The organism is Bacillus sp. ISL-7 (genome assembly GCF_018613065.1).
This window is the reverse complement of the sequence record NZ_JAGGQW010000026.1, coordinates 34917-49464: the sequence shown is the minus strand read 5'-3', so window position 1 is coordinate 49464 and position 14548 is coordinate 34917. Positions and strand designations below refer to the sequence as shown.

The window sequence follows — 14548 nt, the reverse complement described above, 5'->3', positions numbered from 1 at the left end:
AAAATAGGGGAATTTTATCATGTATATGAAAAGCGTTGGCGGTCAGTATGCTTATCCGAATGGGCGAAATTTAACCTCTGCCAATGATTTAAAGAATTATGTGAAAAGACTTTATCAATTTTCTGAAAAGAGTCCGCTTGGCAAAGAACTCGTTGGTTATTTGAAACAGACAGTCTATAATTCTACTATACCACGTGGGGTTAAGGGAGTTGCCGTCGCACACAAGGTGGGGATGATCCCGAATGAAAGAATCTATAATGACGCGGCCATCGTTTATGATAAAACTCCCTTTGTTTTAGCAATTATGACAAAAGGTATTTCCTATGAGAAATCACAGAGGGTAATTGCCGATCTAGCAGCCATTGTGAATAAAAATCATAAAGATAAGGCGTCAGCCATATATTTTAAGAGTAAAGCAGATGTGACAATCTATCAAAGTATGTCAAAAACAGCTGCAATTGGAACCTTGACGAAATACCAAATCCTTCATATTGTTTCAAATCAAGGCACATGGTATGGGATCAAATTTGGTAAAGGCACCGGTTATATCGAAAAGAAATCGGTGATCGCACTGATCAAGCAAACACAAAGCGGCTGGGCCACGAATCAGCCGAAAACCGGTATGATTAAAATGAGAGAAAAGGCACCTATTGTCGACAAATCCACTGCAGGTAAGGTAATTGGCTATATTAATAAATATCAAGAATACTATTTTTTCAAAAAGGAAAAAGACTTCTATGTTGTTGACATAGGTGGAAGAGTTGGTTACGTAGCTAGTAAATATATTACGGCTCTTAGTGTTGGCAAGTAAGTTTACCGTTTTAACTAAATCATCTAAGAAAAAATGTCATGTTAGGATAGGAGAAAATAATAATGAATAAAAAATTATGTCTTTCTTTGTTAATTCTTGTACTTATCTTCCCTTCTTTAGGCGGTAATGTACATGCAGATACTGTTAAAAAATCAACAAAGATAGAAGTATTTTACCCAAATAGCAATGTAAACGGAGCTAAAAAAATTAGATATATTTTTAATATCAATAGTGGTGGATACATTGTGAATGCTGTAAGACTCGATGAAAAGACTCAGAAGGTTACTAATCAGTATGTGTATTTTCCGAATACAGTCTATGGAAAACATGCAAATAATATCAAGTATATCTTCAACATGGATGCCTCAGGAAAATTGACTAAGGCTGTTTTAAGAGAAAAAGGAACACAACGAGTACTTTCTAGATATGATTATTACCCTGGAACCATTTATGGAGCCCATGCAAAAAATATTAAGTATATCTTTACCATAAATACTTTTGGGTATGTGACACAGGCTACTAAAAGAGAAAAAGGTTCACAACGTATTCTTTCGTGGTATCAATATCAAGCAAAAACGGTTTACGGGAACCACGCATCTAAGGTCAGTAGTCTTAAATTAAATGTACCCTTGATCAATCAAAGGCCAGAGCTGCCAACAGGTTGTGAAATTACTGCAGTCACAATGATGCTTCAGTATAAAGGCGTGCGTGTCGATAAAGTCACCTTAGCGAAAAAAATGCCAAGGCATTCAAGTAATCCAAACCTTGGTTATGTTGGGAATCCGTTTACAAGATCAGGATGGACTATTTATCCTCCTGCCCTAATGGGATTAGTAAAGGAATATGCTGGAAGTGCCAAAAACCTAACAGGTGCTAGTAATGGAACAATAGAAAAACAATTAGTAAATAATAAACCGGTTGTTGTTTTGGTTTCACGTATGCATGGTTTTTCAGTGCATGCATTGGTGCTAACAGGTCTTGATCAATCTAATTATTACTATAATGATTGCTGGACAGGGGAAAAGAATGCCAAAATCAGCAAAGCGGAATTTAATAGATTATGGGGCAACCAAAGTAAGCGGGCCATATCTTATTAATTAAAAATCCTTTAAGGTATTAAATACGTGAATACAAAACATAAGGCGGCCTTTTGGCGGCCTTTTTTGCGTTATAACACAGGCAATCAAGATTAATACGAGATTAATACGGGAATAATGAATGTAACTCGAAGTTAGGTTCTTATTTTTATGCTTCTGTTATATATTGATACAAAAAGTGAAAAAGTAATACATATAAATTTATTTTGGACTACCTAGTTGGAGGAATGGACTTGTTAAAGGTTACAGTGGCTATACCTGTATATAACGCGGCAAGACATTTGAATGTAACGTTGGATTCCTTAATGCACCAAACGATGGATGCGTCAGAATTTGAGGTCATTTGTGTGAATGATTGCTCTACAGATAATAGTAAGGAAGTTATTGAGAACTTTAGTAAGTTAATGAGTAACATTGTTCTAATTGATCGGATTGATAATTCAGGAGGCCCAATGATTCCACGAAACGATGCGATAGATGCGGCTCGTGGTGAATATATTCTTTTCCTGGACAATGACGATTTCCTAGGAGAAGAAGCGTTAGAACGCTTTTATATAGAAGCAAAAAAAAATCAGTCCGATGTCATTTATGGCAAGTATGTTGGTATCAATGGGCGCAAAGTACCTGGGTCTATGTTTAAAAAAGGGAACCGTCCGAAGGCTGATATTATCAAAGATAATTTAGTTAACTCTTTAGCACCTCACAAGATGTTTAAGCTCTCTTTTCTGAGACAAAATGATTTTAGATTCCATCCAAAGGCTGTAGTGGGTGAAGATCAGCTTTTTGTCATGCAATGCTATGTGACAGCTAAGGTTATTACCGTACTCGCGGACTATCATTATTACTTCGTTGTATCACGTGGGAAAGAGAATCTGAGTGTAAAGTATTTCCCTGCAGAGCAATTCTTTTTTTCCTTTAATCGACTCATGGAATTTTTACATGAATGTAAACATGATGAATCATATAAAACAAGGTTAAAGGTTGCTTTCTTAAATCGGTTTCTACATGCCAGCCGTTTACGTGGGCATCTATTAACTTCCCGGTTAACACAAGAACAAAAAAAAGACTGGTTAAGTGAAACAAAAAGATTTATTGACAACCATGTGGATGACAGCTTACTTACTTCTCTAGAACCTCGGTTCCATTACTTTATGGAAGTGGCAAAAGAAAATGATATTCATAAACTGGCTTCAGTCCAAATGTAGAATCATTATTCTGGACATGAGAGGAATACAGAAAAAATATAGAGGTGACCACCATGTGGAAAATGAAAACAAAAAGGGCAAATGTAATCACTTATACTAGACCTTCCATTAAATCTATTCCAGCCAATCACTATGAAATATCTGGGCAGGAGCATATTGTTTATCCATGTATAAGAGGTTGGTTTGAGATCAGGCGAGTCGATAAGGATAATATAAAGACCGTAGAATTTATTCGGAAAGAAGATATCCGGTACAGTACGGAATATTTGATCTTTGTTATGAAAGAAAAAGCCAGACGTCTCATGAGAATTAAACCTCTAACAATAAAATTTCTTAGAAGTGCAATGGTAAAAAGCAAAAGGTGAGGAATACTATACTCCTCACCGATTCCAAAAACTCAACTCAAATTTCATCTGTTTGTAATAAATGAAGGACAGGATCTAAGGGCATTACATTGCCAGTATCTCCATTTTTATCTCCATCTTCATCCTCATCATTCCATTCAGAAATACTATTATATTCAATACAATCCTCACAAAAACCATTTATTAAGTAGTATGAAATATCTTCCCGTCCGCAATCAGCACATAGTGCCATAGTACCACCTTCTATTTCAGTTAACTTTGTATAATATTTTGTCCTAAAAATTATTAATCATACTAAAGTAGACTTTATTTATTAACTTGGGAATCCTTTTCCATAGCCCTTAACATCCAGTCATCAGCCCTTCTTCTTAGCCAGTGGAGATCTTCATTGGCCTCAAGCCATTTATCCTTGAGGAGCTGATTTTGTTGTATCATTTCATCAATAATGGAAATCAAACTTAGTCCCATTGCTCTTATTTTCTCGACGGAAGTATCCTGATCAACAGTTTCAAAAAAAATTCTTATTTTTTGAATTTCCAACATTTGATTACTCATATCTTCCACCTCTTTCTAGGATTATCTATAACTTATTCAATATTAATTAATAAATGTACATAAAATTTACCATTTTAACTGAATATTCCCTAGTTGGGGCATATCTCCAGTTGTCATGCTGGGTCTTTTTTACTATATTTATATTATGTATTAACATTTCTATGAAACTTTAAGATAATAGTTTATATATCGACAAAAAAATTATTTAGGAGGGCTTAAAAATCAAATTTCGACAATTGAATATTCCATTAATGATATTCTTTCTTGGATTCTTCGGATTATTTTTTATAAACGATGATTCCGCTAAGGCTGAGGATGGAGCGTGGAAAGCTACTTTCTACCCCAGAATTGATTTTACTGGAACTGGGATAACTAAAACATATACAAATGTAAAATTCGATTGGAAGGCAAATTCGCCTGATCCAAAAATTCCAAAAGACAATTTCTCGGCAATATTTGAGAAAACGGTAACCATCTCAAGTCCAGGGAAATATCGCCTAACAGGAAAAGCTGATGATGGGGTACGGATTTATGTAGATGGGAAGAAAAGAATAGATTTTTGGAGTGACGGTGTACATTCTATTAATCAAGAAATCTATTTAACCGCAGGCACTCATACGCTAAAGGTTCAATATTATGAAAAAAAGTGGAGCGCTGCTCTAGCTATTGATTTGGTAAAACTTTCTGAAAGTATTGGATCAGATTCGTGGTCAGCAGAATTTTATCCGTCAGCTGATTTTTCTGGAAGCCCAGTAAAGAAATTTTATCCAAACTTAGACTTTCATTGGGGGAGTGGATCACCAATTTCAGGCATTCCATCTGACCATTTTACGGCTGTATTTAAAAAACAAGTACAGGTTACTAAATCTGGAAATTACAGCTTAACAGGCAAGGCAGATGATGGAGTGCGTGTTTACGTCGACGGTACCAAAAAAGTTGATAAGTGGAAGTCGGGAATTAATTCATTTAATCAAGAGGTTTATCTAGCATCTGGCAGTCATACGATATTAATAGAGTATTTTGATGACAAATGGAGTTCTTCCTTTGTATTTAATATGAATGAAGTAGTGGAATCCATCCCAGAAGAAGTGGTAACAATTCCAGTTGATAAGTGGAGTGCCAGATTTTATCCTACTAAGGATTTTACAGGTACACCTATTAAGAAAGAATATGATCAATTGCAATTTTCTTGGGGAAGCGGCTCACCAGATTCTACTATTCCAACTGATAATTTCTCAGGTATTTTTGAAAGAAATTATGTTGTTGATAAAACAGGCGATTATAAAATCGTAGGAAAAGCGGACGATGGAGCAAGAGTGTATATTGACGGAATCCGTTATGTGGATAAATGGACAGATGGCGTGCATTACATCGATGCTCCTATTACGTTAGAGCCAGGGACCCATACGGTTAAAGTTGAGTATTATGACTCAAAATACAGTGCTACATTGAATTTGAAACTAGAACCAATTAATCATGAGAATGAAACGGTGGATCCTACTAAGTGGAAAGCATCGTATTATCCATCAAAGGATTTTACAGGTGCTCCAGTAATAAAAGTTTATGATGAATTACAATTTTCTTGGGGAAATGGCTCGCCAGATCCTACTATTCCAACTGATAATTTCTCAGGTATTTTTGAAAGAAATTATGTTGTGGATGTAGCAGGGGATTATAAAATCGTAGGAAAAGCCGACGATGGTGCAAGAGTTTATATTGACGGAATCCGTTATGTGGATAAATGGACAGATGGCGTGCATTACATCGATGCTCCTATTACGCTAGAGCCAGGGACCCATACTGTTAAAGTTGAGTATTATGATTCAAAATACAGTGCTACATTGAATTTGAAACTAGAACCAATTAATCATGAGAATGAAACGGTGGATCCTACTAAGTGGAAAGCAACGTATTATCCATCAAAGGATTTTACAGGTGCTCCACTAATAAAAGTTTATGATGAATTACAATTTTCTTGGGGAAATGGCTCGCCAGATCCTGAAATCCCGAGTGATGGTTTCTCTGGAACCTTTGAAAAACAATATGTTGTGACGCAACCTGGAAAATATAGATTCATAGGAAAAGCAGATGATGGTGTACGAGTTTATATAGACGGAGTACTCAAAGTCGATAAATGGACAGATGGCGTGAATATCATCGATGATCCAGTAACTCTTACGACGGGTACCCATACCATTAAGGTTGAGTATTATGATTCAAAATATAGTGCCACGATGAAATTAGACCTCATTGAAGATTTTTGGGAAGCGAAATTCTATCCTAGCAATAATTTGACAGGGACTCCTGTTCAAAAAACGTTTGATGCGCTGAATTTTTATTGGAGTGGATCTCCTATAACCAATATCCCAGCAGATAATTTTTCTGCTGTTTTTGAAAAAAAGGTATATATCGCAAAATCAAGTAATTATAAACTTTCAGGTAAAGCCGATGATGGTATACGAATTTATGTTGATGGTATACGTAAAGTGGATAGCTGGAAGGACGGGGTTAATAATTATAGTTCTTCCCCCCAACAATTGTCCGAAGGGATTCACACCATTAAGGTTGAGTATTATGATGGTAAGTATAGTGCCTCATTAATAGTAAACTTTTTAGAGGTTATTAAGAAAACCACTACTCAATATACCAATTATGATATTTCATTAGGAGAACTTCTCGATAAACAAATTGGTGTATCTCAAACTGATAAAAAATATGATGCCTATGTACGAAGTGATTTATTAACAGTCAATGCCTCAACACCGAATGTGGGTGTTGTAAACACAGACAATACAAACGTTAGAGGAATACCAGTTGATGGTTGGATCCTTGGAAAGCTAGAACTTAATGAACAAGTAACAATCGATTCCAAAACCATGCAAAAGGATGGATATTATTGGTATAAGATTCAGTATAATGAAGAATGGGTAAATCCAAGCCCAACGGATATTAGCTATTATATTAATCCTACTAATTTTGGAATTGGCACTTCAAGTTATTATCAATTTCTTAAGCTTTCCGAAATGGCTGGAGCAGATGCGTACGAAGTGAATCAAAAAATATTGACCAATAAAGGAATTCTTACAGGAAAAGGACAAGTTTTTGTTAACGCAGGTGCACTGTATAACATCAATGAAATTTACTTGATTTCCCACGCGCTTCTTGAAACAGGCAATGGCAGTTCTACGTTAGCAAAAGGGGTTAAGGTAAAGAAAAAGCTTGATAGTAATGGGAACCCTGTCATTGATCCTGCTACAGGAGAAGAAGAGATTACCGAATTAGCAAGTGATGCAGCCTCCTATGATGCGATCGTTTATAATATGTATGCTGTTGGTGCTTTTGATAAGTGTCCGCTTCATTGTGGAGCAAGAAGGGCATTTAATCAGGACTGGACTACACCGGATAAAGCGATTGTGGGTGGGGCAAAATTCGTTGCCTTGAATTATATTGATAAAGGCCAGGACACGATTTATAAAATGAAATGGAATCCTGCAGCTCCAGGTACACATCAATATGCAACCGATATTGGCTGGGCTGTGAAACAAACACCTAACATTTTTAATCTTTATAGTTTACTAGATAGCTATACTTTAGTTTTTGATGTCCCTAAATATTATTAAGCCCCAAAAAATGAAGTGGAAGATTTCTTCCCTTCATTTTTTTTGCAATAAAGTCACTGAACTGAAATCTTACCTCGCTTGAAAATGTATTTGAAAGAGTGTATAGTTTTAATTGAGTTTTTGTCAAGAAATTTGTCGTTTTCTGTTAATTAGGATGATGAGTGGTACGGTTAATTATGTATCATTTTAATAATAAAGTTACTTTAAATTAAGCATGTTAAGTATGATAAGGAGTGTTGACAATGATTTTTGCAGAAATTCTTGCCGGAGGAAAAGGAACAAGAATGGGTAATATTAATATGCCCAAGCAGTTTTTAACTTTAAATAGTAAACCTATCATTATACATACAATTGAAAAGTTTATCCTGAATGATCGTTTTGAGAAGATTCTAGTCGTTACACCGAAAGAATGGGTCAATCACGCCAAAGATATTATTAATAAATATATTGGAAAAGACGCAAGGATTATTGTGCTTGAAGGCGGAAAAGATCGCAATGAATCGATCATGAGCGGTATCCGCTATATCGAAAAAACTTTTGGAATTAACGATGATGATGTGATTATTACCCATGATTCTGTTAGACCATTTCTAACGCATCGAATTATTGAAGAGAATATTGAAGCGGCTATTAAGTTTGGGGCTGTTGATACAGTGATCGAGGCGATTGATACGATTATCCAATCTGAGGATGGAGAATTTATCTCAAACATTCCGGTAAGGGATACTATGTACCAGGGACAAACGCCACAAAGCTTTAATATCAAGAAATTAGTTACTTATTATAACGCGCTAACAGAGGAACAAAAAATGATTCTTACGGATGCATGTAAAATTTGCGCGCTTGCAGGTGAAAAGGTTAAGATTGTCAAGGGTGAATTATTTAATATAAAGGTAACAACCCCATATGATTTGAAGGTTGCTAATGCAATCTTACAAGAAAGGGTTTCACGATGATTAATCAAGTGTATCGTTTAGTGTCTCCGCGACAGTTTGAAGTGACCTATAAAGATCGTTCCATTCAGTCCGATAAAATTGTGGTGCGTCCCACCCATCTCTCTATATGTGCAGCGGACCAAAGGTATTACACCGGCACACGTGGAAAGGAAGCAATGGCAAAGAAACTGCCAATGGCGCTTATCCATGAAGGGATTGGTAAGGTCGTTTATGATCCAAATAATGAGTTTGCACCTGGTACCCGGGTCGTAATGGTACCGAATACCCCAACTGAAAAAGATGAAGTTATTGCAGAAAATTACTTGCGATCAAGTAAATTTCGTTCAAGTGGTTACGATGGATTTATGCAGGACTATGTTTTTCTTAATAGGGATCGGATTGTCCCTTTACCAGAAGAAATTGATCCATCGGTTGCAGCTTTTATGGAATTAATCACCATCAGTATGCATGCATTAGTGCGCTTTGAGGCAAAGGCACATGCTCGAAAAAATACGTTCGGGGTATGGGGAGATGGGAATTTAGGTTATATAACCACGCTGATTTTAAAGAAACGCTATCCGGATAGCAAAGTTTATATTTTTGGGAAAACAAAATATAAAATGGATCATTTTTCGTTTGTTGATGAAGCGTATCAAATTGATGAAATTCCGGATGATTTACGGATTGATCATGGATTTGAATGTGTTGGCGGGCATGGCAGCCAATCTGCGATTAATCAAATGATTGATTATATTAATCCAGAGGGATCTATTTGTATTCTCGGTGTCTCTGAATATCCTGTTGAAATAAACACTAGAATGATTCTAGAAAAAGGTCTTACAATGATTGGCAGCAGTCGAAGTGGACGAAATGATTTTGTCAACACTGTAAATTTCATGGTTGAGCACCCGGAAGTGGTCGATTATTTTGGCATGCTGATTGGAGAAGTTCACCAAGTAAAGAACATCCAAGATATTATTGATGCATTTGAAAAAGACCTGACAAACTCGTGGGGAAAAACCATTCTCGAATGGAAAATATAAAATAAAAAAGGCAGGCATGGCGATGTATTTAGTGAGAATTTTTCCAACAATTATGGTGAAGGGATTCATTCAGATGATCTTTTACCTGTCATGCCTTCTTTTTAAAGTAAATAATGAAAAGGTCACCTTTGCTTCCTATCGGGCCACTGAGATTCAGGGAAATCTCTATTATATTTATAAGGAATTACACGGAAGATATCCCAATTGGACGTGTAATTTTCTTTTTAAAAAGTATAGCAGCTCATTTCTAGGCAAATTCCACTATGTCTTACATATGGTTAAAGCGAGTTATCATTTAGCAACATCCCGTTATTTTATCATCGATGATTATTATTTCCCCGTTTACGTGATAAAACCTCGACAGGGAACGGATATTGTTCAGCTTTGGCATGCAGCAGGTGCATTCAAGAAATTTGGCTTAAGCACCGTAGATAAAGAATTTGGTCCCAGTTCAGATTATTTAAAACATGTTAAGGTTCATTCAAACTATGCTAAAGTATTTGTGAGTTCCTCGGAAGTCATTCCTTTTTATGCTGAAGCCTTCGATATGCCATCCTCAAGGATATTCCCATTAGGTGTACCGAGAACAGATTATTTTTTTAATAAACGAGAGCAGTTCAGATTGATGGGAGAATTACAGAGTGAATTTCCTGAGATTCAGGGAAGAAAGATTATCTTATATGCTCCTACGTTTAGAGGGAAAAGTCATTATCAAGAATCATTTCACTGTCCTATCGATTTTTCAGCTATGAGGGAAACTCTCGGAGATGAATATGTACTACTGATTCATTTACATCCATATATGCGTTCGGAGATCACCATTAAGGAAGAAGATAAAGATTTTGTCTTTCATGTAAAGGAAAAATTCAACATCGAACAATTACTAGTTTTAGCTGATATTCTTTTAACAGATTATTCATCGGTTATTTTTGATTATAGTTTATTAGTCAGGCCAATTGCCTTTATAGCTGATGACCTTGAAGAGTATATAAAGGAACGAGATTTTTATTTTCCTTTCCTGTCATTCATTCCAGGGCCGTTCTTTCATCAAACGCAAGATCTGATTGAGTGGATCCAACAAGATGAATTTGATCTGAAAAAAATTGAGCAATTTAGAAATCGTTTTTTTACATACTTTGATGGAAAAACAAGTAAAAGAATCGTAGATAATTTAATTGAAAAAAGCTAGATCGCATAAATTTTCCAGTAGGAGATTAATAATGTTAAAAAATAAAATGGAAAACCAAGCGGAAAGTAAAGGAAACAGCTCTCAATTTAGTCTTGTTTACCGTTTTTTCCGTAAAGTTATGTTTCGATTGCTTTACCTACTTTTTTGCCTATTTCCGTTAAATAAAAAAAAAATATTATTTGCATCAGATAGCCGAACCGATTTAAGCGGTAACTTTGAATTTGTATATCAGACATTAAAAAGAAAAAATGAAAATTACCAATACCATTTTTTTTTAAAAGAGAGTACGCGTGCTTATAAAACCTATTGGGAAATGGTTCGTTTAGCTTTTCATCTGGCAACGGCAAAATTTATTTTGTTGGATGATTTTTATCCGATGGTCTATCCATTAAAGATACGGAAAGATGCCGATCTTATCCAGTTATGGCATGCAGTCGGTGCGTTTAAAACCTTTGGATACAGCCGTGTAGGTCTTCCAGGCGGTCCAGACCCTCATTCTTTGAATCACCGCAATTACACGAAGGTAATCGTAAGTTCGAAGAGTGTGGCAAAGCATTATGCTGAAGGCTTTGGGATTAGTGAAAATCGGGTCTTTGCAACTGGGATACCAAGAACGGATGTCTTTTTTGATCAAGCTTACCAAGTGAAGGTTAAAGAAGAATTATACAGAAAGTATCCTATTTTATCTGAAAAAAAAGTCATTATGTTTGCACCGACCTTTCGAGGGGACGGCCAGCAGTCTGCCTATTATCCGAAGGATTATCTTCATTTAGATAAACTTTATCATGCCTTACATGATGAGTATGTTTTTCTATTTAAAATGCATCCATTTGTAAAAGACTATTGGAAAATCCCTGAAGAATACAAAGATTTTTTCTACGACATTTCACATTATCGGGAAATTAATGATTTATTATTTATCTCAGATCTATTAATAACCGATTACTCCTCTGTTTGCTTTGAGTTTGCATTATTAAATAAACCGATGATTTTCTATTCTCCAGATGTAGAGGAATATATAGCAACACGAGATTTTTATTATAAATATGATTCATTTATCCCTGGCCCATTAGCAAGGACATTAGATGAACTAATTGAAACCATTCAAAATAAAGACTTCAAAATGGAAAAAATCGAGACATTTGTTGATTACTTTTTTGATCATACGGATGGGAAATCAAGCGATCGTGTAGTAGACCAACTCATCGTAGATGCAGATTCCAAATAGAATCGAATTTTATACGTATTCTTATATTTAATAATAAAAGAGGAAAATGATGTAAATAATAGTTAAAAAAGATGAGCGTTTCAAAAAATGGTGCTTTGTTTTTTTTACAACAGAGGAGATATTATATGAGTAAACTTCAATATATCATTCATCCTGAATTAGAAGATGTAAAGGTAAGTATTATTACCCCAGTTTTTAATGTGGAAGAATATATTACTGAGACATTGGAGTCTCTTGTCAACCAGACGTTAGATCACATTGAAATTATTATGGTTGATGACGGATCAAGTGATCGAAGTCCAGAAATCGTTGAAGAATATGCAAATAAATACAGAAATATTGTTTTTATAAAACAAGAAAATTCAGGACCAGGGGTAGCACGGAATAATGGTTTAGAAGTAGCAAGAGGTGAATTCATTAGTTTTGTTGATTCAGATGACCTCTTACCCCTGGATGCCTTAGAAACCATGTATTATAGTGCGTTAAAAGAAAAGGCAGATATCGTTTTAGGAACTTCTTTAAGCTTTAATAGTACAGAAACATGGTTTATCGCTAGTCACGTGAATAATGGTGTTTACGTTCCAGGTGAAAAGAGCCTCGTAGCCAATCCAGGGTTACTATTCTCATTGGGACCGTGCAATAAGCTTTACCATTCTAAAATCGTTACAGGAATACGGTTTCCTGCAGATATTCATGTAACCGAGGATCAGCCATTTGTGATTGAAGCCTATATGAAGGCAAATAAAATTTATACAGTTGATAAAATCATTTATAAATATCGGTCGAGGGAAGCGGAGGAGAATTTATCCTTATCACAAACTGTGCGCGTGAATTCAGTGAAGGTTTTAACCGATATTTTTAAAAGCATGCGTATTTCCGATCAATTATGGGATAAATATATTCCGAATAAGCGTACCCGGTTTGCTTTAAAGAAAAGTTATTATACCCGAATTGTTTCGGCAGATATCTGGCCTGCTATTCGAAGTGCGCTTGTAAGCAAGGATCAAAAAACTCAAGTAGAATCCTTTACCCTGGTATTGGAGTGGGTGAAAACTTTAGATTATCATTTATTTAATGAGATTCCACCGTTACATAGAATTATGACCTATGAAATTGCAGATCGCTATAAGCTGGTTAGTCCAGCTGCCAAAAAACTGTATCTACAATGGCTAAAGGTTTGTTTCTCAAAGCTTGATCCAGGTTCTTTACATGTATTAGAGACTTCGAAAAAACAAAAAGTGTTCATGGCAGTAAAAAAAGCTTGGAAAAGAAATAGCCTATCTCCAATCTTTTTCTATCTAGTTAAAGTAAAATCGAAAAAAATAAAATCCAAGGTGAAAACAGCTCTTGTTCGGCGGGTGGCTTTTCCATTTTTTAGCACCCTGCCTGTACAAAAGAAAATTACGATGGCTACCAACAAATTTCCGAGATTAACGGATTCATTTGAGCATATTTATGATGAATTAATTAATGAGCGCCCAGATTACAAAATTAGAGGTCATTTCAAGAAAAAGCGAAATTTCAGGGATTTCTGTAGACTGTATTATGATATCGCGACTTCCCGTTATTTAATCTTAGATGATTATTATCGTCCATTATATAAGCTTCGTGTACGCAAGCAAACGGAAGTGATTCAAACCTGGCATGCAGCTGGTGCCTTTAAGAAATTTGGCCATAGTGCCGTAGGGTATCGTGAAAGTAATTCCGCCCAATTTGAACGAAGTGCTCATCAAATTTACACAAAAGCCGTAGTTACAAGTAAAGAAATTATTCCTCACTATGCTGAGGCATTTGAAGTGCCGGAAGAAAATATTTACTCATTAGGGTTGCCGCGAACGGATGTCTTTTTTGATAAGGATTTAATGGAATTCGTTCACCAGCGATATCTGGGAACCTATCCAAAGCTTAAAAATAAAAAAGTGATTACCTATGCACCTACGTTTAGAGGTGGTCCAGGTAAGCGGGCTAATTTTAATATTAAATTGGATTTAGTAAAAATGGCTGAAGAACTTTCAGATGAATATGTACTGATATTAAAGCTTCATCCATCTGTTACCAAAAAAGTTAAAATACCGGAGGAAGCAGCAGACTTTGTTATAAATATGAGTTCGAATGAAATAAATAATGTATTAATGAATACGGATATTTTAATTAGTGATTATTCATCTTTAGTTTTTGAATTTTCTTTATTGGAACGACCAATGATTTTCTTTGCATATGACCTTGATGAGTATCTCGAAGATCGTGGTTTTTACTATGAATACTCTGACTTTGTTCCAGGGCCAATTGTAAAAACTACTGACGAGGTTATCAAAACGGTGAAAGAAAACCAGTTTGATTATAAAAAGATTGAAAGCTTTAAACATCGATTCTTCGATGAGCTTGACGGAGAATCTGCAAAAAGATTTGTGGATATACTAATAAAACCATGATAGTAACTATCATGGTTTTATTTTTACATAGACCGAACGTGAATCCTTTCACTAGTGTTTGAAATTAA

Annotated in this window: 12 protein-coding genes; 10 read left to right on the top strand and 2 right to left on the bottom strand. The window is 35.4% G+C overall.

Going from position 1 to position 14548, the window contains the following annotated elements; genetic code table 11:
- Window positions 1-19: 19 nt before the first annotated feature.
- The 4 genes from J7E66_RS08020 (at window position 20) to J7E66_RS08005 (ending at window position 3478) form a co-directional block, all read left to right on the top strand.
- Window positions 20-811, top strand: a complete 792-nt coding sequence (locus tag J7E66_RS08020; protein ID WP_214998992.1) for a serine hydrolase — start codon at window positions 20-22, stop codon at window positions 809-811.
- Between the two features lie 62 nt (window positions 812-873).
- Window positions 874-1908, top strand: a complete 1035-nt coding sequence (locus tag J7E66_RS08015; protein WP_251032828.1) for a C39 family peptidase — start codon at window positions 874-876, stop codon at window positions 1906-1908.
- Between the two features lie 233 nt (window positions 1909-2141).
- Entirely contained in the window at window positions 2142-3113 is a 972-nt protein-coding gene (locus tag J7E66_RS08010) for a glycosyltransferase family 2 protein (protein WP_214998990.1), read from the top strand.
- A gap of 53 nt (window positions 3114-3166) precedes the next feature.
- Window positions 3167-3478: a hypothetical protein gene (locus tag J7E66_RS08005; RefSeq protein ID WP_214998988.1), complete on the top strand. Its 312-nt coding sequence runs from the start codon at window positions 3167-3169 to the stop codon at window positions 3476-3478.
- Between the two features lie 37 nt (window positions 3479-3515).
- Here J7E66_RS08005 and J7E66_RS08000 read toward each other — a convergent pair whose 3' ends face one another.
- Window positions 3516-3710, bottom strand: a complete 195-nt coding sequence (locus J7E66_RS08000) for a hypothetical protein (protein ID WP_214998987.1) — start codon at window positions 3708-3710, stop codon at window positions 3516-3518.
- Window positions 3711-3784: 74 nt separating this feature from the next.
- A complete protein-coding gene (locus J7E66_RS07995) occupies window positions 3785-4033 on the bottom strand; it encodes a hypothetical protein (RefSeq protein WP_214998985.1) in 249 nt (82 codons plus the stop codon).
- Window positions 4034-4284: 251 nt separating this feature from the next.
- On the opposite strand from J7E66_RS07995, the gene J7E66_RS07990 reads away from it, so the two are divergent.
- From J7E66_RS07990 to J7E66_RS07965, 6 genes are all read left to right on the top strand, one after another.
- Entirely contained in the window at window positions 4285-7653 is a 3369-nt protein-coding gene (locus tag J7E66_RS07990; RefSeq protein ID WP_214998983.1) for a PA14 domain-containing protein, read from the top strand.
- 242 nt (window positions 7654-7895) lie between these two features.
- Entirely contained in the window at window positions 7896-8609 is a 714-nt protein-coding gene (locus J7E66_RS07985) for an IspD/TarI family cytidylyltransferase (RefSeq protein ID WP_214998981.1), read from the top strand.
- Window positions 8606-9631, top strand: a complete 1026-nt coding sequence (locus J7E66_RS07980) for a ribitol-5-phosphate dehydrogenase (RefSeq protein WP_214998979.1) — start codon at window positions 8606-8608, stop codon at window positions 9629-9631. Before J7E66_RS07985 ends, J7E66_RS07980 begins: the two co-directional genes overlap by 4 nt.
- A 22-nt stretch (window positions 9632-9653) precedes the next feature.
- Window positions 9654-10820, top strand: a complete 1167-nt coding sequence (locus tag J7E66_RS07975; protein WP_214998977.1) for a CDP-glycerol glycerophosphotransferase family protein — start codon at window positions 9654-9656, stop codon at window positions 10818-10820.
- A gap of 31 nt (window positions 10821-10851) precedes the next feature.
- Complete coding sequence (locus tag J7E66_RS07970; protein WP_214998976.1) at window positions 10852-12048, top strand: CDP-glycerol glycerophosphotransferase family protein; 1197 nt, start codon at window positions 10852-10854, stop codon at window positions 12046-12048.
- A 125-nt stretch (window positions 12049-12173) separates the two neighbouring features.
- Window positions 12174-14480 (top strand): bifunctional glycosyltransferase/CDP-glycerol:glycerophosphate glycerophosphotransferase, encoded by a 2307-nt coding sequence (locus J7E66_RS07965; RefSeq protein WP_214998975.1) that lies wholly within the window; start codon window positions 12174-12176, stop codon window positions 14478-14480.
- Window positions 14481-14548: the final 68 nt, after the last annotated feature.